This window comes from Mesorhizobium sp. BR1-1-3 (genome assembly GCF_020165455.1).
GTDB classification, from domain to species: Bacteria; Pseudomonadota; Alphaproteobacteria; order Rhizobiales; family Rhizobiaceae; genus Mesorhizobium; species Mesorhizobium ciceri.
This window is the reverse complement of the sequence record NZ_JAIUIC010000007.1, coordinates 151,755-168,672: the sequence shown is the minus strand read 5'-3', so window position 1 is coordinate 168,672 and position 16,918 is coordinate 151,755. Positions and strand designations below refer to the sequence as shown.

15 protein-coding genes are annotated in these 16,918 nt (G+C 63.3%); 13 read left to right on the top strand and 2 right to left on the bottom strand.

Annotated features, from left to right (window positions below; all coding sequences use genetic code 11):
- The first annotated feature begins 26 nt into the window (after positions 1-26).
- From LB559_RS17870 to LB559_RS17860, 3 genes are all read left to right on the top strand, one after another.
- Positions 27-911 carry a F0F1 ATP synthase subunit gamma gene (locus LB559_RS17870; protein ID WP_013529037.1) on the top strand — a complete coding sequence of 295 codons (885 nt, stop codon included), beginning with the start codon at positions 27-29 and terminating at the stop codon, positions 909-911.
- A 70-nt stretch (positions 912-981) separates the two neighbouring features.
- On the top strand, positions 982-2,574 hold the full coding sequence (gene atpD, locus LB559_RS17865) for a F0F1 ATP synthase subunit beta (protein ID WP_224674621.1): 1,593 nt from the start codon (positions 982-984) through the stop codon (positions 2,572-2,574).
- Between the two features lie 102 nt (positions 2,575-2,676).
- Entirely contained in the window at positions 2,677-3,084 is a 408-nt protein-coding gene (locus LB559_RS17860; RefSeq protein WP_013529039.1) for a F0F1 ATP synthase subunit epsilon, read from the top strand.
- A 51-nt stretch (positions 3,085-3,135) separates the two neighbouring features.
- Here the strand turns inward: LB559_RS17860 and LB559_RS17855 are convergent, their stop codons facing one another.
- Complete coding sequence (locus tag LB559_RS17855; RefSeq protein WP_224674620.1) at positions 3,136-4,656, bottom strand: mannitol dehydrogenase family protein; 1,521 nt, start codon at positions 4,654-4,656, stop codon at positions 3,136-3,138.
- A 95-nt stretch (positions 4,657-4,751) separates the two neighbouring features.
- On the opposite strand from LB559_RS17855, the gene uxaC reads away from it, so the two are divergent.
- The 8 genes from uxaC to LB559_RS17815 all read left to right on the top strand — a co-directional run bounded on the left by uxaC (position 4,752) and on the right by LB559_RS17815 (position 11,999).
- Positions 4,752-6,212 (top strand): glucuronate isomerase, encoded by a 1,461-nt coding sequence (gene uxaC, locus LB559_RS17850; protein ID WP_050580485.1) that lies wholly within the window; start codon positions 4,752-4,754, stop codon positions 6,210-6,212.
- A 32-nt stretch (positions 6,213-6,244) separates the two neighbouring features.
- Positions 6,245-7,222: a TRAP transporter substrate-binding protein gene (locus LB559_RS17845; protein WP_024504231.1), complete on the top strand. Its 978-nt coding sequence runs from the start codon at positions 6,245-6,247 to the stop codon at positions 7,220-7,222.
- Between the two features lie 59 nt (positions 7,223-7,281).
- Positions 7,282-7,809, top strand: a complete 528-nt coding sequence (locus LB559_RS17840) for a TRAP transporter small permease (RefSeq protein WP_013529043.1) — start codon at positions 7,282-7,284, stop codon at positions 7,807-7,809.
- Complete coding sequence (locus tag LB559_RS17835; RefSeq protein WP_224674619.1) at positions 7,810-9,090, top strand: TRAP transporter large permease; 1,281 nt, start codon at positions 7,810-7,812, stop codon at positions 9,088-9,090.
- Between the two features lie 104 nt (positions 9,091-9,194).
- Positions 9,195-9,968: a FadR/GntR family transcriptional regulator gene (locus LB559_RS17830; RefSeq protein ID WP_024504234.1), complete on the top strand. Its 774-nt coding sequence runs from the start codon at positions 9,195-9,197 to the stop codon at positions 9,966-9,968.
- Between the two features lie 22 nt (positions 9,969-9,990).
- Positions 9,991-10,842: a 5-dehydro-4-deoxy-D-glucuronate isomerase gene (kduI, locus tag LB559_RS17825; RefSeq protein ID WP_024504235.1), complete on the top strand. Its 852-nt coding sequence runs from the start codon at positions 9,991-9,993 to the stop codon at positions 10,840-10,842.
- Entirely contained in the window at positions 10,839-11,597 is a 759-nt protein-coding gene (kduD, locus tag LB559_RS17820) for a 2-dehydro-3-deoxy-D-gluconate 5-dehydrogenase KduD (protein ID WP_224674618.1), read from the top strand. Before kduI ends, kduD begins: the two co-directional genes overlap by 4 nt.
- 66 nt (positions 11,598-11,663) lie before the next feature.
- The gene (locus tag LB559_RS17815; RefSeq protein WP_224674617.1) at positions 11,664-11,999 is read left to right on the top strand and encodes a cupin domain-containing protein; all 336 of its coding nucleotides are present in this window, start codon (positions 11,664-11,666) and stop codon (positions 11,997-11,999) included.
- A 271-nt stretch (positions 12,000-12,270) separates the two neighbouring features.
- Here LB559_RS17815 and LB559_RS17810 read toward each other — a convergent pair whose 3' ends face one another.
- Complete coding sequence (locus tag LB559_RS17810) at positions 12,271-13,692, bottom strand: coniferyl aldehyde dehydrogenase (protein WP_224674616.1); 1,422 nt, start codon at positions 13,690-13,692, stop codon at positions 12,271-12,273.
- A 448-nt stretch (positions 13,693-14,140) separates the two neighbouring features.
- Here LB559_RS17810 and LB559_RS17805 point away from each other — a divergent pair, with 448 nt between their 5' ends.
- A complete protein-coding gene (locus LB559_RS17805) occupies positions 14,141-14,803 on the top strand; it encodes a sulfotransferase family protein (protein ID WP_224674615.1) in 663 nt (220 codons plus the stop codon).
- On the top strand, positions 14,803-16,644 hold the full coding sequence (gene recQ, locus LB559_RS17800) for a DNA helicase RecQ (RefSeq protein WP_224674614.1): 1,842 nt from the start codon (positions 14,803-14,805) through the stop codon (positions 16,642-16,644). Before LB559_RS17805 ends, recQ begins: the two co-directional genes overlap by 1 nt.
- The last annotated feature ends 274 nt before the right edge of the window (positions 16,645-16,918 follow it).

The following is a 16,918-nucleotide window of genomic DNA, read 5'->3' as shown; positions in this document are numbered from 1 at the left end:
CGACAAGACGGGATCAGGTTTGAAGCATGCCTTCATTAAAAGACCTTCGTAACCGTATCGCCTCGGTCAAGGCGACGCAGAAGATCACCAAGGCGATGCAGATGGTCGCCGCGGCGAAGCTGCGCCGTGCGCAAGAGGCTGCGGAAGCGGCGCGCCCCTATTCGGAGCGCATGGGTTCCGTGCTGGCCAACATCACCCAGGCGATCGGCGGCGGTGGCGATGCCCCGGCGCTGATGACCGGCACCGGCAAGGATGATGTGCATCTGCTCGTCGTCTGCACCGCCGAGCGCGGCCTGTGCGGCGGCTTCAATTCGCAGATCGCCCGTCTTGCCCGCGACCACATCCGCAAGCTTTTGGCCGACGGCAAGCAGGTCAAGATCATCTGCGTCGGCAAGAAGGGTTTCGACATCCTGCGCCGCGACTACGCGTCGCTGATCATCGATCGCGTCGATCTGCGCGAGGTCAAGACACTCGGTTTCGTCAATGCCGATGCCATAGCCAAGAAGGTCATCCATCTCTTCAACGAGGGTGGCTTCGACATCTGCACGCTGTTCTATTCGCAGTTCAAGTCGGTGATCAGCCAGATCCCGACCGCGCAGCAGATCATTCCGGCGGGCGTTGCTTCGGCTCAGGCGGAAGTGACGGATGGCGGCAACGCTGTCTATGAATACGAACCGGAGCCGGGCGAAATCCTCTCCGATCTCATTCCGCGCAACATTTCCGTGCAGGTTTTCCGGGCACTGCTCGAAAACGCGGCCGGCGAGATGGGCGCCAAGATGAGCGCCATGGACAATGCGACGCGCAACGCTGGCGAGATGATCAACAAACTGTCGATCACCTATAACCGCCAGCGGCAGGCGCAGATCACCAAGGAACTGATCGAAATCATTTCGGGCGCCGAGGCGCTCTAGGCGCGGTCCGCGGGTTTTTTGCCCGCGACCGGACCGCGTGAGAAACAAAGGACGAAAAAGGGTAAAGACGATGGCGAAAGCAGCGACCCCCCAGAAGGCAGCCCACAAGGCCGCAGCCGCGAAGGCAGCAGCCCCCGCGAAGGCGGCAAAGGCTCCAGCAGCAGCCGTGAAGGCGGCCCCGGCCAAGGCAGCAGCACCGGCGAAGGCCGCAGCTGCCAGGACATCGGCAGTGGCCAGCAAGGCAACCGGCGTTGTCGGCAAGGTCCGCCAGGTCATCGGCGCCGTCGTCGACGTGCAGTTCGGCGATCACCTGCCGGCGATCCTGAACGCGCTCGAGACGACCAATGTCGGCAACCGTCTGGTGCTCGAAGTCGCCCAGCACCTGGGTGAAAACACCGTGCGCTGCATCGCCATGGACTCGACCGAAGGTCTGGTTCGCGGCCAGGAAGTGCGTGACACCGGCGCGCCGATCACCGTGCCGGTCGGCCCGGGCATGCTCGGCCGCATCATCAACGTCATCGGCGAGCCGGTCGACGAAGAAGGCCCGGTCGACGCGATCGAAATGCGCTCCATCCACCAGCCGGCTCCGACGTATGTCGAGCAGTCGACGGAAGCACAGATCCTGATCACCGGCATCAAGGTGCTCGACCTCTTGGCTCCCTACGCCAAGGGCGGCAAGATCGGCCTGTTCGGCGGCGCCGGCGTCGGCAAGACCGTGCTGATCCAGGAACTGATCAACAACATCGCCAAGGCGCATGGCGGCTATTCGGTGTTCGCCGGCGTCGGCGAGCGCACCCGCGAAGGCAACGATCTCTATCACGAGTTCATCGAATCCGGCGTCAACAAGAAGGGCGGCGGCGAAGGCTCCAAGGCCGCGCTCGTCTACGGCCAGATGAACGAGCCGCCGGGCGCGCGCGCCCGCGTCGGCCTGACCGGCCTGACGGTTGCGGAGTATTTCCGCGACCAGGGCCAGGACGTGTTGTTCTTCGTCGACAACATCTTCCGCTTCACGCAGGCTGGTTCGGAAGTGTCGGCTCTGCTCGGCCGTATTCCTTCAGCCGTGGGCTATCAGCCGACGCTCGCCACCGACATGGGCGCGCTGCAGGAACGCATCACCACCACCACCAAGGGCTCGATCACGTCCGTGCAGGCGATCTACGTGCCCGCCGACGACTTGACCGATCCGGCGCCGGCGACCTCGTTCGCCCACCTTGACGCGACGACGACGCTCAACCGCGCCATCGCCGAAAAGGGCATCTACCCGGCCGTCGATCCGCTGGATTCGACCTCGCGCATGCTTGATCCGCTGGTCGTCGGCGACGAGCATTACGGCGTCGCGCGCCAGGTGCAGTCGATCCTCCAGCGCTACAAGTCGCTGCAGGACATCATCGCCATCCTGGGCATGGACGAGTTGTCGGAAGAGGACAAGCAGACCGTGGCCCGCGCCCGCAAGATCGAGCGCTTCCTGTCGCAGCCCTTCTTCGTCGCCGAAGTGTTCACCGGCGCGCCGGGCAAGCTGGTCGACCTCGCCGACACCATCAAGGGCTTCAAGGGCCTCTGCAACGGCGACTATGATCACCTTCCGGAAGCTGCCTTCTACATGGTCGGCGGCATCGAGGAAGCGGTCGAGAAAGCACAGCGCCTCGCGGCTGAAGCGGCGTAATCAAGCGAATAGCGAATAGGGAGTAGCGAATAGGGAATATGGGCCGGCGAATTCTTCTTCTGACTACTCGCTGCTCGCTATTCGCTATTCGCTAAATTGATCATGGCTGAAGCTTTCAAGTTCGAACTGGTCTCGCCGGAGCGCCTGCTTGTTTCCGAGCAGGTTGAATCCGTCGTCATTCCGGGCGCCGAAGGCGAGATGACCGTCATGGCGCATCACGCGCCGGTGATGACCACGATCAAGCCGGGCGTCGTCACCGTGAAGACCGCAGCGGGCGGCGAAGAACGCTATGTGGTGTTCGGCGGCTTCGCCGACATCGTTCCGGCCGGCTGCACGCTGCTGGCGGAATCGGCTGTCGCGGTGAAGGATGTCGACCGCGCCGATCTCGCGCGCCGCATCCAGGAAGCCAAAGAAGACGCCACTGATGCCAAGGACGACGAGGCTCGCAGCAAGGCGGAACAGTTCCTTAGCCAGCTCACCACGCTGGAAGGCGCCATCCTGCCGGCTTGAAATTCGGTTCGATGAAAGAGTAAAAAGCGGGGCCTTGCCTCGCTTTTTTGTTTAAATGCCCAAGGCTGCGAAAGCCAATGTCGGGCCGTCTCGTCGCAGGTGGACGAGATGCACGGCCACGAGCTCGATCAAGGTCTGGCGCTCGGCATGGTCCCTGGCGAAGCCGGCGAGGTCGAACACTGCGGTCACGGTTTCGTTCGCCGGCAGTTGCTCGCCCAAAAGTGCCGTCAACGCCGCGTCGAGCGGGTCGGTGAAATGGCCCTCCGGCAAGGTTTTTCCTCGTGCGGCGCAAGCAGCGATCCAGGCAGCCACCACCAACGTGAGATGGACCAGCTCGGTACCGGCTTCTAGACATTCGATGGCGGAAGCGACGATGCGCTGCGGCAATTTCTGGCTGCCGTCATTGGCGATCTGAGCCGTACGGTGGGCAAGTGCAGTGTTGGAAAAACGCTCAGCGAGCTCCGCGGTGTAAGCGCTCGGGTCGAGCCCGGCATCCTCGGGCAGGGTCGGGATGGCTTCCGCCCACAATGCATCGACGAATTGCCGGATCGCCGGGTCGGCGAAGGCGCGGTCGACGGTGGCATGACCGCTGAGCAGGCCAAGATAGGCGATGGCCGAATGCGAGCCGTTGAGCAGCCTGAGCTTCATGTCCTCGAACGGGCCGACGTCGCGAACCATGGTGACGCCGAACTGTTCCCAGTCCGGGCGGCCCGCTGGGAAATTGTCTTCGACCACCCATTGGCAGAACGGCTCGGTCATGACAGGCCAAGCGTCCTCGGCACCGAGTTCTTCAGCGATCCGCGCCCGATCGGCATCGGTGGTTGCCGGCACGATGCGGTCGACCATGCTTGAAGGAAAGGCGACCTGATGGGCGATGTGATCGGCAACTCCGACATCACTCGATTGGGCGAGCCCGGCATCTCGCAACTGGGCGAATTCAACCAACAGCCGATGCAGCGTGGCGCCGTTGGCCGGCAGATTGTCGCAACAGAGCACGGTAAAGGGCGGCGTGCCGGCGGCGCGTCGCCGGGCAAGCGCCTCGGTCAGGAAACCATGCGCTGTCTTCGGCATCTGCGGATTGGCCAGATCATGGGCGATATCGGGATGAGCAGCGTCCAATCCGCCGCCAGCCGCCCTCAGATAGGCCTTTTCGGTGATCGTAAGCGTGACGATGCGGGTGCGCGGATCGGTCAGCGCGGCCAGCACCGCGCCCGGATCCTCCGGCGCCACCAGCATCGCGGTAATCGAGCCGATGACCTGAAGTTTTTCGGTTCCACTGCTTCTGATCGCCAGCGTGTAGAGCCCATCCTGCGGCGTGAGTGCGTCGCGCGTGTCGGCGCTGCGCAATGAAACGCCTGTTATGCCCCAATCCGTCTCGCCGGCCGCCAGGCAATCGTCGACATAGGCGGCCTGGTGGGCGCGATGGAAGGCGCCGACGCCTAGATGCACGATGCCCGGGACGATGCGGCTGCGGTCATACGAAGGCGTCGCGATCGAAGCCGGCAGTGCGCGCACCGTCTTCGTGGAAAGGCGTTCGGTCGTCGTGGTGCGACTGGTCTGGTCGGATGACATGAGTGGCCTCGGCAGGGATCGGCAAAGCGGCGTAACATTCGATTTCCCGCCACACAATGGGCCGAAAAGTCATCATACAACAATCTAATTTTTGTATGTTGACATTATTTCTTGCCGCCCCTACCGATAGCGGCCCTGGGAGGATTGCCGTGCCACTGACCGATGCGGATCTGCTGTTTCCCGCCGATGCGCATTCGCGCTCGGTTGCCCGCGATCTCTATGCCGGGATCAAGGACCTGCCCCTGGTCAGCCCGCATGGCCACACGGATCCGCGTTGGTATGCGCTGAACGAGCCTTTTACGGATCCGGCGCAACTGCTCATCGTTCCGGATCACTACATTTTCCGCATGCTGTTCAGCCAAGGCATCCGCCTTGAGGATCTCGGCGTGGCGACGCTGGACGGCGCGCCTGTCGAGACAGACGGCCGGACGATCTGGCGTCGTTTTGCCGAGCACTATTATCTGTTTCGGGGCACACCGACCCGGCTGTGGTTCGATCATGTGCTTGCCGATCTGTTCGGCATCGACGAGCCGCTGACCGCAGCGACCGCCGACCGCCACTACGACGCCATCGCGACGCTGCTGCAGTGGGAGAATTTCCGCCCGCGCGCCTTGTTCGAGCGCTTCAACATCGAGGTCATCGCGACCACGGAAGGCGCGCTCGACGATCTCAAATGGCACCAGATGATCCGCGACAGCGGCTGGCAGGGCCGTGTGGTCACCGCTTATCGCCCCGACGCCGTCGTCGATCCCGACTTCGAGGGGTTTTCAACCAATCTCGACCGGCTCGGCGAGATCACCGGCTGCGACACCGGCAGCTGGGCAGGCTATCTCGATGCGCATCGCCAGCGGCGCGCCTTCTTCAAAAGCTTCGGCGCGACCTCGTCCGACCATGGCCATCCGACGGCCGAGACCGCCAATCTTTCGGATGCTGCAGCGCAGGAGCTGTTCAATCGCGTTCGCCGTGGCTCCGACGACGAGCGCGAACGGAAACTGTTCCGCGCCCAGATGCTGACCGAGATGGCCAAGATGAGCCTCGACGACGGGCTGGTGCTGCAGATCCATCCCGGCTCCTGGCGCAATCATTCGTCGGCTGTTTTCCAAAAATTCGGCCGCGACAAGGGTTTCGATATCCCGACCCGGACCGACTATGTCACGGCGCTGAAGCCACTGCTCGACTGCGTCGGACTTGAGCGCGACCTCACAATCGTTCTCTTCACGCTCGACGAAACAAGCTATGCGCGCGAACTGGCGCCACTCGCCGGTGTCTACCCGGCGCTGAAGCTCGGGCCGGCCTGGTGGTTCCACGACAGCCCGGAAGGCATGCGGCGCTTCCGCGAGATGACCACCGAGACCGCCGGCTTCTACAACACCGTCGGCTTCAACGATGACACCCGTGCCTTTCCCTCGATCCCGGCGCGCCACGATGTGGCGCGGCGGGTCGACTGCGCGTTCCTGGCGCGTCTCGTCGCCGAGCATCGGCTGCGCGAGGACGAGGCGCATGAGCTGGCGCGGGAGCTTGCCTATACACTTGCGAAAAAGGCCTACCGGCTCTGAGCCGGGCGTTTTGGTTTCATAGGGAGGAAGTCATGTTGCATCTTTCGAAATTGACGGCAGTCACATTCGTTTTCGGCTCGTTGCTGGTCGGCATTGCCAACGCCGAAACCGTGCTGCGGTCGTCCGATACCCATCCCGACGGCTATCCAACCGTCGAAGCGGTCAAATATATGGGCGAGCTGATCAAGCAGCGCACCAATGGCCGCTATTCGGTCGAGGTCTATCATTCGGCGCAGCTCGGCGAGGAGAAGGACACGATCGAGCAGACGCAAACCGGCGTCATCGATCTCAACCGCGTCTCGATGGGGCCGTTCAACGGCATCGTTCCGCAAACCGCGGTGCCGTCGCTGCCCTACATGTTCCGCTCCGTCGAGCATATGCGCCATGTCATGGACGGGCCGATCGGGGACGAGATCCTGAAAGCCTTTGAGACTCACGACCTTGTCGGTCTCGCCTTCTACGATTCCGGGGCACGCTCCTTCTACAACACCAAGAAGGACATCACCTCGATGGCCGACATGAAGGGCATGAAGTTCCGCGTCATCCAGTCCGACGTGTTCGTCGACATGGTCAATGCGTTGGGCGCCAACGCCACGCCGATGGCCTATGGCGAGGTCTATTCGGCTTTGCAGACAGGCGTCATCGACGGCGCCGAGAACAACTGGCCGAGCTTCGAATCCGCCAAGCATTTCGAGGTCGCCAAGCATTACACGCTCGACCAGCACCAGATCGTGCCAGAGGTTCTGGTGATGTCGAAGGCGAGCTGGGACAAGCTCGCCCCGGAAGACCAGGCGATCGTGCGGCAGGCGGCCAAGGACAGCGTCGTCAAGATGCGTGAATTGTGGGACGCGCAGGAGAAGAAGTCGCGCGACATCGTCGAGAAAGCCGGCGTCAAGGTCAGTGAGATCGACAAGCAGCCGCTGATCGATGCGATGAAGCCGGTCTACGAGAAATATCTCTCGACCCCCGAGTTGAAAGATCTCGCCGCGCGCATCCAGGCGACCAAATAATCCGTTCGCGGCAATGGTGGCGCGAGCTTGCGCGCCACCGTCCAGGGGGAAGTGCGCATATGAAACCATTCTGGCTGGCAATAGAACGGCTGCTGTCACGGCTGGCGAGGCTTGCGCTGTGGGTCAGCGGCATCGGACTGACGCTGATGACCGTGATCATCTTCTGGCAGGTGTTCTCACGCTATGTGCTCAACAGTTCGCCAAGCTGGACGGAACCCTTCTCGGTGATTTTGATGGGGTGGTTCATCTTTTTGGGCGCGGCCGTCGGTGTCCGCGAACGCACGCATCTGGGCTTCGATGTGCTGCTCTATTTCCTGCCGCCCGCCGCAAAGGCGGTACTGCGCAGCATTTCGGATGTCGTCGTGCTCGCCTTCGGTCTCGGCATGATCGTCTACGGCGCCCAGCTCACCCGGCTGACATGGAACACGGTGATGCCGTCTCTCGCTTTCCCGGGCGGCGTCAGTTTCCTGCCGGTCATCCTGGGCGGCGCGCTTGTCTGCCTGTTTTCGCTCGAGCGGCTTGCCGGGCGGTTTGCCGGACTGCCGGTCGATGCCGATCAATACGCCACGGGCGAGGAGGGTCTCTAGATGGCATTGACGGTTCTGTTCGGCACCTTCGTCTTTCTTCTGATCATCGGCACACCGATCGCCTTCTGCCTCGGTGTCGCCAGCTTCGCCACGGTTCTGGTGCTGGGGCTGCCGCCGCTGGTGGTGTTCCAGCGCCTCAACTCCGGTGTCGGCGTGTTTTCGCTGATGGCCATCCCGTTCTTCATCTTCGCCGGTGACCTGATGGTGCGCGGCGGCATTGCCGCTCGCCTTGTTGCGCTCGCCGGGGCGTTGGTCGGCCACCTGAGAGGCGGGCTCGGCCAGGTCAACATCGCCGCCTCGACCATGTTCGGCGGCATTTCCGGCTCGGCGGTGGCCGATGCCTCGGCGGTCGGCGGGCTGATGATCCCGCAGATGAAGGCGCGCGGCTACGGCGTCGATTATGCTGTCAACATCACTTCGGTCGGCGCCATCATTGCGCTGCTGATACCGCCTTCGCACAACATGATCATTTATTCGATTTCGGCCGGCGGCCGGATCTCGATCGCCGATCTGTTCACCGCCGGCATCATACCGGGCCTGCTGCTGGCGCTATCTCTGATGGTCACGGCCTATTGGGTCGCCAGCCGCCGCGCCTATCCGACCGAGCCGTTCGCCGGCTTCGGCAGGGCGCTGCAATTGCTCGTTGCCGCAATTCCCGGGCTGATCCTGATCGGCATCATCTTCGGCGGCGTTCGCTCCGGCGTCTTCACCGCCACCGAAAGCTCCTGCATCGCCATCGTCTATGCTTTCCTGGTGACCCTGCTGATCTATCGCTCCATGAGCTGGAACGACTTCGTCACCGCGACCACCGCTGCCGTGCGCACAACCGCAATGGTGCTGATGATCATCGGCTGCGCCGCCGCCTTTGGCTGGCTGCTGGCCTATCTCCGGGTGCCGGCCGCTCTGGTCGCCTTCCTGCAGTCGGTATCCGACAACAAGCTGGTCATCCTGCTGTTGATCAACGTCGTGCTTCTCATCCTCGGCACGTTCATGGACATGTCGCCGCTGATCATCATCACCACGCCGATCTTCCTGCCGGTGGTCATGGCCTACGGCGTCGATCCGGTGCATTTCGGCGTGATCCTCATTCTCAATCTCGGCATCGGCTTGTGCACACCGCCGGTGGGGGCCGTGCTGTTCGTCAGCTGCGCGATCGGCCGGATCCCGATCTGGACGGCGATGCGTTCGATCTGGCCATTCTATGGGGCGGCTTTCGCTGTGTTGATGCTTGTCACCTACGTGCCGGAAATTTCGTTGTGGTTGCCGCACCTGTTCCACTAGAGCAGTTCACGGGAACGGCGAACTGCTCTAACCCTTTGTTTTGACGCAATTCCGGACGGAAACCGTTTCACATTTTTCCTGGAATTGCTTTAGGAGACCATCACGTGTCCGCTGCATCCGCCGACCTCAGGGTCGAGAGAAAACCCAAGCTGTCGGAGACCGTCGTCGCGGCGATCCGCAAGCAGCTGCAGGCGGGCGAAATCCTGCCTGGCCACAAATTGCCGACCGAGGGCCAGCTGACCGAGACCTTCGGCGTCAGCCGCACCGTCATCCGCGAGGCGCTGGCCAAGCTTGCCGCCGACGGCCTGGTCGAGTCGCGTCAAGGCGCCGGCGTCTTCGTCACCGAGCATATCTCGACGATGTTCGGAGCGCTTGCCGCCGACATGGGAGCCAAGGATTCGATCGCGCTCAACGTGCTCGAGGTACGCCTGGCAATCGAGATCGAGTCGGCCGGGATCGCCGCTATTCGCCGCAACGCCGCGCAGGAGGCGGCGATCCAGGAAGCCTTCTTCGAATTCGAGCGGCTGCTGCTTGCCAGCGAGCCGACCGGCCCGGCCGACCTCGCCTTCCACCGCGCCATCGCCAGCGCGACCAACAACCCGTTCTATGTCGAGATGCTCGACGTGCTCGGCCGGCGCGCCATTCCGTGCGACGTGACCTCGCCCTGGTCGACCGAACTGGCGCAATCCGACAGCTACCAGCGCGGGCTGCAGCGCGAACACCTGGTGATCCTCAATGCGATCACATCGGGCGATGCCGAAGCGGCGCGCGAGGCAATGCGCGCGCACCTCACAGCCAGCCAGCAGCGCTACCGCGAACGCCTGCATGCGCGGCAGGCTTTCTATGCCAGTTCGGTCAGGGCCGCCGCCGGCGAATGACCCATTTCAAGTCAGGACGAAAATGAGCCAGAGCCATACCGATTACACATCCCGCTTTGCCATAGACCCGGTTGCCGCCGCGGCGATGGGAACCGATGAACTCCGTCACAATTTCCACATTGACGGTCTGTTCCAGTCCGGCCGCATCAGCCTGACCTACACCCACTACGACCGCATGATCGTCGGCGGCGCCGTGCCGATAGGCTCGCCACTCCAACTGGAAGCGATCAAGCCGACCGGCACCAAAGGTTTCCTCGACCGGCGCGAGTTGATCGCCGTCAACATCGGTGGCGTGGGCGTCATCACGACCGGCGGCCAGTCCTTCGAATTGCAGGCGCGCGACATGCTCTATCTCGGCATGGGCACACAGGATGTGTCCTTCGCCTCGGCGGATGAGGGGGCGCCGGCGAAGTTCTATCTGCTCAGCGCGCCGGCGCATCTGGCTCATCCCAGCCGGCTGATCCGCATCGGCGATGCAAAGCGCCTCGATCTTGGCAGCAAGGATGCCTGCAACGAGCGTTCGATCTTCCAGTTCATCCATGCCGATGGCGCAAAGACCTGCCAGCTGGTGGTCGGCATGACCCAGCTGGCGCCGGGCTCTATCTGGAACACCATGCCTTGCCATGTGCATGACCGGCGCATGGAGGCCTATCTCTATTTCGACCTGGCCGAGACGGCGCGCGTCTTCCACTTCATGGGCGAGCCGGACGAAACGCGCCATATCGTCATGGCCAACGAAGAGGCCGTGCTGTCGCCGGGCTGGTCGATCCACTCCGGCGCCGGCACTTCCAACTATGCGTTCATCTGGGCGATGGCCGGCGACAATGTCGACTACACCGATGTCGACCCGGTGGCGTTAGGCGATCTGCGGTGAGCGACCCCTTCAGCCTTGCCGGAAAACGTATCCTGGTCACCGGCGCCAACACCGGCATCGGCCAGGGCATCGCCGTATCGATCGCACGCGCCGGCGGCACGGTGATCGGCGTCGGCCGCTCGTCGATGGACGATACGGCCAGAAAGATCGCAACGGTGGGCGGGCAATTCGAGGCGGTGAGCGCCGATCTTGCCGACACGTCAGCCGCCGGCCCCTTGCTCGACCGCGTCTGGGACGAAAGCGGCCCGTTCGACGGGCTGGTCAACAATGCCGGCATCATCCGGCGCGCCGATGCCGTCGATCTCAGCGAGGCCGATTGGGACGACGTCATGGATGTCAATCTGAAGGCGGTTTTTTTGCTCTGCCAAAGCTTTGCCAGGCGTGCCTTGGCCGCTGAGCGGAAAGGCAAGATCGTCAACATTGCCTCCGTGCTGAGCTTCCAGGGCGGCATTCGCGTGGCGTCCTACACCGCCTCGAAGCATGGCGTGCTCGGCATCACCCGGCTGCTTGCCTGCGAATGGGCGCAAAAAGGCATCAACGTCAACGCTATCGCGCCAGGCTATATCGAAACCAACAACACGCAGGCGCTGCGCGCCGATCCCGACCGCAGCGCCGCTATCCTGGCGCGCATCCCGGCCGGTCGCTGGGGCGAGGCGGGCGACATTGGCGATGCCGCCGTCTTCCTGCTGGCGCCGGCGTCGAACTACATGCATGGCGCGGTGGTGCCGGTGGATGGTGGCTGGCTGGCACGCTAGGTTTTGACGCAATTCCGAACGGAAACCGTTTCACACTTTTCCTGGAATTGCTCTGAGGAGACGACGATGACCGCAAAGATCTTCGCGCATGCCGGCGAGGGCGCCTGGACGGCGACACCGGACGGCAACAGGCGCCGCATTCTCCTGCACACTGACGAGTTGATGCTGGTCGAATTCGGCTTCGACAAGGGTGGCATCGGCGCCCTGCATTCGCACCCGCACGTCCAGGCAAGTTACGTCGCCGAGGGCCGCTTCGAGGTGACCATCGACGGTCGGACCGAGATCGTTGGGACGGGCGGGAGTTTCATCGTGCCGTCGGGCCTGGTGCACGGCGTCAAGGCGCTGGAAGCGGGGCGGCTGGTCGACAGCTTTACGCCGCACCGGGCCGATTTCCTCGGCTAGAGCATTTCACCGTTTCACGGAAACGGCGAGCTGCTCTAACTCTTTGTTTTGACGCAATTCTAGATGGAAAACCGCTTCACACTTTTCCTGGAATTGCTCTAACGAGGGGTAAGAGATCGAGCGGGAATGACCCGCACCCCAGAAAGAGGCGCGGGTCTGTTGCCTGGGCGCTTGTGGCGCCGCGGTACTCAAGACATCACCGCAGGATGAGGACCCTGCCGCACCGTGGTGAAGATAGTCTTAATGCACCGGGGCTGCGTAGCTCGGTCGGTCAGGTGATGTGACGCAGGAGGCTGAAAAGCCGTTCGAACGTCTTGCCGTAGGGCGGGCGCAGCAGGCTTCCCGCGCTCAGCCGCGACTGCATGAAAACCGGTTTCTCCTTGCTGAAGGTGCGAAATCCCCATTCGCCGTGATAGGCGCCCATGCCGCTGGCGCCGACGCCGCCGAAGGGCTGGTTTTCCTGTACCAGATGCAGCATGCAGTCGTTGACGGTGACGCCGCCGGCAATTGTCTCGTGCAGGATGCGTTGACGGTTGCCGCTGTCGCGGCCGAACCAGTAGAGTGCCAGCGGGCGGTCGGCCCCGTTCACATGGGCGATCGCCTCGTCGATCCCGGTGTATTCTACGATGGGCAGCACCGGCCCAAAGATCTCTTCGCGCATCAGCCGCAGGTTTGCGCCGGCATTGCGGACCAGGGTCGGCAGCAACTTCCCGCTATTGGCGTCAAGTTCCTCGCCGGCCGGGTTGATTTCGGTGACATCGGCGCCGGCGTCACGCGCTTCAGTGACCATGTCGCGCAGGCGCTGGTGGTGCCGATCGCTGATGATGGCGGTATAGTCGGGGTTGTCGCGCAGGGTCGGGTAGAGCTTAGCGATCGCCGTTGCGAGCTTGGCAGCGACCGTGCCTGCTTGCCCCTTCGGCACCAGAAGGTAATCCGGCGCGATACAGGTCTGCCCGGCATTCAACAGCTTACCGTAGGCAATGCTCGATACTGCCGCGTCGAGGTCGCAGGACGGATCGAAGATTGCCGGCGACTTGCCGCCGAGTTCGAGCGTGACCGGGGTCAGGTTGGCGGCCGCGGCGATCGCGACCTGGCGTCCGACCGCGGTCGAGCCGGTGAACAGCAAATGATCGAAAGGCATCGACACGAAGGCCTTTCCCATCTCCGCATCGCCGCTGATGACGCTGAGCTCATCGGCTGCGAAATGCTCGGCAACGAGTTTGGCCAGCAGCGCGGAAAATGCCGGCGTCAGCTCGGAAGGTTTGATGAGCACGCGGTTGCCGGCGGCAAGGGCGGCGGTCACCGGTGCGACGGCGAGCTGGAAAGGATAATTCCAGGGCGACACGATGCCGATGACACCGAGCGGCTGCGGGATGAGGCGATTTCTGCCGGGCAGGAACGGCATGGTGGTGGCAACGCGGCGTTCGCGCATCCAGCCCCTGAGGTGCGACAGCGCGTGGCGGATGCCGGCACGTACGACGAACAGTTCCGCAAGACGCGTCTCATGCGCGGAACGGCCGCCAAAGTCGGTGTCGATGGCGGTGCAGATGTCGGCTTCATGCCGCTCGGTCAGCGCGAGCAGGCGTTTGAGGCGATCCTTGCGAACGTCAAAGTTGGGGAAAGACTGCGCCTCGAAGGCGGCGCGCTGCAGGTGGAACCGCTCGCCGAGAACATTCTGTCTGGTCTGCAGCATCGCGCCCTCCCTGGCTTGCCGGACGGAGCTTACATCGTGGTGCGTGGCGGAATCCAGCGGGGGTGCAGGTGTCCTAGGGGAAGCCGCTTTCGGATGCGCACGGCATCCGGCTGGCAAGCGCCGATGGCCGCATCAACGGCAGGTTCCTGCAAAGGGGGCGTTGTGGTTGGATGACGGCTGCGCTACTCCAAAGCGTCACGCCAGAGAGTCGTCTTGACCGGTTTCCACATCCTCTCCAGTCTACGAAATTCCAGCCCGGTGTCCGCCTGATGCTGATATCGGTGACAAGCATCTTGGCCATGGACCCCAAGCGGCGCGTTCCGCGCCGCGCGGCCCAGCGGAATTGCGGATGAAGGGCGCTCACAGGCTTGAGGCTGCGTTTGGAGCGGCTGCACGAAGGGTGGTGCGGGAGTTTCTGCGGTTCGTGCCGCTGTCTCTGAGACAGCGCATGCAAAGACGCACATATGCACGCGCGACGCCCGCCAACAGAATTTTCATTTCGGGCTGCGCACGCAGCGGGACGACGCTGACACAGCGGCTGATGAGGTGTTTCGAGGACATTTTCGTCCATCCGCCCGAAGCGCGATACGCAATGCTGGACATGCTGGACCGGCCGGAATCGAACCTCGTCGTCAAGCGCGATGCGCGCGGTTTTGCGCATCTGGCGAAGCTACCGACCTCCATCGGCTTGATCTATTGCGTGCGCCATCCATTCGACACGCTGACAAGTTCGCATCCGCAAACACGTAACCAGCGTCGGTTCCACGTCACGCCGCAACGCTGGCTGACCGAATACGACGCGCTGATCCGGCTGAAGAAGGCACAACCGCACCGGCAGATCCTTTTCGTCCGCTACGAAGACATGATCGGCGCGCCCGATGCGCAGCAGGACAGAATCGCGCAGTCATTCGGACTGACACCGCGCATTCGTTTCAGCGAGGACCCGGACAATCCGATCCGGGTGGCTTCGTTGAGAAAATGGGAACGGAATGAAGAATTCAGGACCTATCTCGGCGGCCTGCCCCCGGCATTTCTCGCCCGCGTCCAGCGTTTCTGCGCCGAGTTCGGCTATGACATGCCAATAAGCACGCCGACCGTGGACGCGCGGTGATGCAGGCACCGGCGGCCCTCGCGACAGAAGAGCTGGATCCCAAGCGGCGCGTGCTGAAGGACGTGTTCGGCTTCGATGATTTTCGCCCCGGGCAGGCCGATGTCATGGACGCGTTGCTGGCCGGGCGTCATGTGCTGGCTGTCATGCCGACTGGTGCCGGCAAATCGCTCTGCTACCAGGTGCCGGCGCTTGTCCTGGGCGGGCTCACCATTGTCGTTTCGCCGCTGGTGGCGCTGATGCAGGATCAGGTCGCCGCCTTGCGGCTTGCCGGCGTGGCCGCCGATACGATCAATTCCTCGATCGACCGCGATGCCAATATTGCCGCATGGCGTCGCGTCGCCTCGGGCCAGACGCGCCTGCTCTATCTCGCGCCGGAGCGGTTGATGACCGAACGGATGCTCGAGGCGCTGGCCAGGCTCGATATCAGCCTGATCGCCGTCGACGAGGCGCATTGTATCTCGCAATGGGGGCCGGCGTTCCGGCGCGAATACGAGGACCTGTCGCGTCTGCGCGGCATCTTTCCCAGCGTGCCGATCATCGCGCTGACGGCAACGGCGGACGAAGGCACGCGCACCGACATCGAATCCCGGCTGTTTGCCGAGCGCGTCGAGACCCTGGTGCTGGGCTTCGACCGGCCGAACATCAAGCTTGCCATCGAGGCCAAGCAGGACAGCAAGCGCCAATTGCTGCGCTTCGTCGAGCGCCATCCCGGCCGCAGCGGCATCGTCTATTGCCTGTCGCGCAAGAAGACGGAGGAGATGGCGGCCTTCCTCGAGAAGAACGGCGTCACCGCGCTCGCTTATCACGCCGGCATGAGCAAGGAGGCGCGTGACGCCAACCAGAACAGCTTCATGACCTTGTCCGGCGTCGTCATGGTGGCGACCATCGCCTTCGGCATGGGCATCGACAAGCCTGACGTCGCCTATGTCTTCCACACCGACATGCCGGGCAGCCTGGAGGCCTACTACCAGGAGATAGGCCGCGCCGGCCGCGATGGGCGGGACGCCGAGGCGCATATGCTGTTCGGCCTGGGCGATATCCGCATGCGCAGGATGTTCATCGACGACGAGGATGCGCCGCCCGAGCACAAGAGGCGCTCGCATGGCCGGCTCGACACGCTGATAGGCTATTGCGAGACGGCGCAGTGCCGCCGCCAGGTGCTGCTCGGCTATTTCGGCGAGGAAGCGCAGCCTTGCGGCAATTGCGACACCTGCCTCGACCAGGCACCGCGCGCCGATGGCGGAGCCGAGGGTCGGATCATCCTGACGGCGATCGCCCAGAGCGGTGAGCGTTTCGGTGCCGGCCATGTCATCGACATCCTGCTCGGCCATGAAACCGAGAAGGTGCTTGCCAGGAACCACCAGAGGCTCACGAGTTTCGGCAGCGGTCTGGCGCACAAGAAGGATTTCTGGCTATCGCTGATCCGGCAACTCGTCGCCGGCGGGTTCCTGATGCCGGATCCGGCCGGCCATGGCGGCCTCGCCATCGCCGAAAAAGGCCATGCGCTTGGCCGTGGCGAGATGCCGTTCCATTATCGCGTCGAGGTGCGCAGCCGCGCCTTGCGCGGCAAGATGCGCTCCGGGCAGGATCTCGGGCAGTCGGCTGTGGACACCGGGCTACTGGCCGCGCTTAAATCCTTGCGCCTGCGGCTCGCCAAGGAGCGCCAGGTGCCGGCCTATGTGGTGTTCTCGGATCGTACGCTGATCGACATGGCCGAGCGCCGCCCGCACGATCTCGACGCCTTCGCCGAAGTGAATGGGGTTGGGGCGGCAAAGCTCAAGGAATTCGGCCAGGTTTTTCTGAGTGCGATTGCCGAGCACCGGTCGGGTGAGGCGGCCTGAGGTCAGATCAGCGACTGGTCACGCGCCGTGAAGCAGAGGGATCTTCGGAGAAGGCATCCGTTCCGAAACCTCCTGTGCCGCCGCCGCCCATTCCTCCACCGCCCATGCCCCCCAGGGACCGATTAGTTCAACGTTTTCTGGCCGGCCGGTCGACAGATCAGGCCCAGACTGAGGCGTGCATCGACTTCATGGCCGAGCATTTGCAACCGCAATAGATGCCGCTGTCCGCTTGCAGGCACCTATCCACTGCAAGCGTCGCGGGCGACCCGCCGGG

Excerpts from the sequence above, each read along its gene's own strand:
- LB559_RS17810 (WP_224674616.1), bottom strand. The coding sequence starts at position 13,692 with ATGCTGCAGACCAGACAGAATGTTCTCGGCGAGCGGTTCCACCTGCAG.
- LB559_RS17870 (WP_013529037.1), top strand. The coding sequence starts at position 27 with ATGCCTTCATTAAAAGACCTTCGTAACCGTATCGCCTCGGTCAAGGCG.
- uxaC (WP_050580485.1), top strand. The coding sequence starts at position 4,752 with ATGTTGACATTATTTCTTGCCGCCCCTACCGATAGCGGCCCTGGGAGG.
- atpD (WP_224674621.1), top strand. The coding sequence starts at position 982 with ATGGCGAAAGCAGCGACCCCCCAGAAGGCAGCCCACAAGGCCGCAGCC.
- LB559_RS17805 (WP_224674615.1), top strand. The coding sequence starts at position 14,141 with ATGCAAAGACGCACATATGCACGCGCGACGCCCGCCAACAGAATTTTC.
- LB559_RS17840 (WP_013529043.1), top strand. The coding sequence starts at position 7,282 with ATGAAACCATTCTGGCTGGCAATAGAACGGCTGCTGTCACGGCTGGCG.
- LB559_RS17860 (WP_013529039.1), top strand. The coding sequence starts at position 2,677 with ATGGCTGAAGCTTTCAAGTTCGAACTGGTCTCGCCGGAGCGCCTGCTT.
- LB559_RS17855 (WP_224674620.1), bottom strand. The coding sequence starts at position 4,656 with ATGTCATCCGACCAGACCAGTCGCACCACGACGACCGAACGCCTTTCC.
- LB559_RS17815 (WP_224674617.1), top strand. The coding sequence starts at position 11,664 with ATGACCGCAAAGATCTTCGCGCATGCCGGCGAGGGCGCCTGGACGGCG.
- kduI (WP_024504235.1), top strand. The coding sequence starts at position 9,991 with ATGAGCCAGAGCCATACCGATTACACATCCCGCTTTGCCATAGACCCG.
- LB559_RS17835 (WP_224674619.1), top strand. The coding sequence starts at position 7,810 with ATGGCATTGACGGTTCTGTTCGGCACCTTCGTCTTTCTTCTGATCATC.
- recQ (WP_224674614.1), top strand. The coding sequence starts at position 14,803 with ATGCAGGCACCGGCGGCCCTCGCGACAGAAGAGCTGGATCCCAAGCGG.
- LB559_RS17845 (WP_024504231.1), top strand. The coding sequence starts at position 6,245 with ATGTTGCATCTTTCGAAATTGACGGCAGTCACATTCGTTTTCGGCTCG.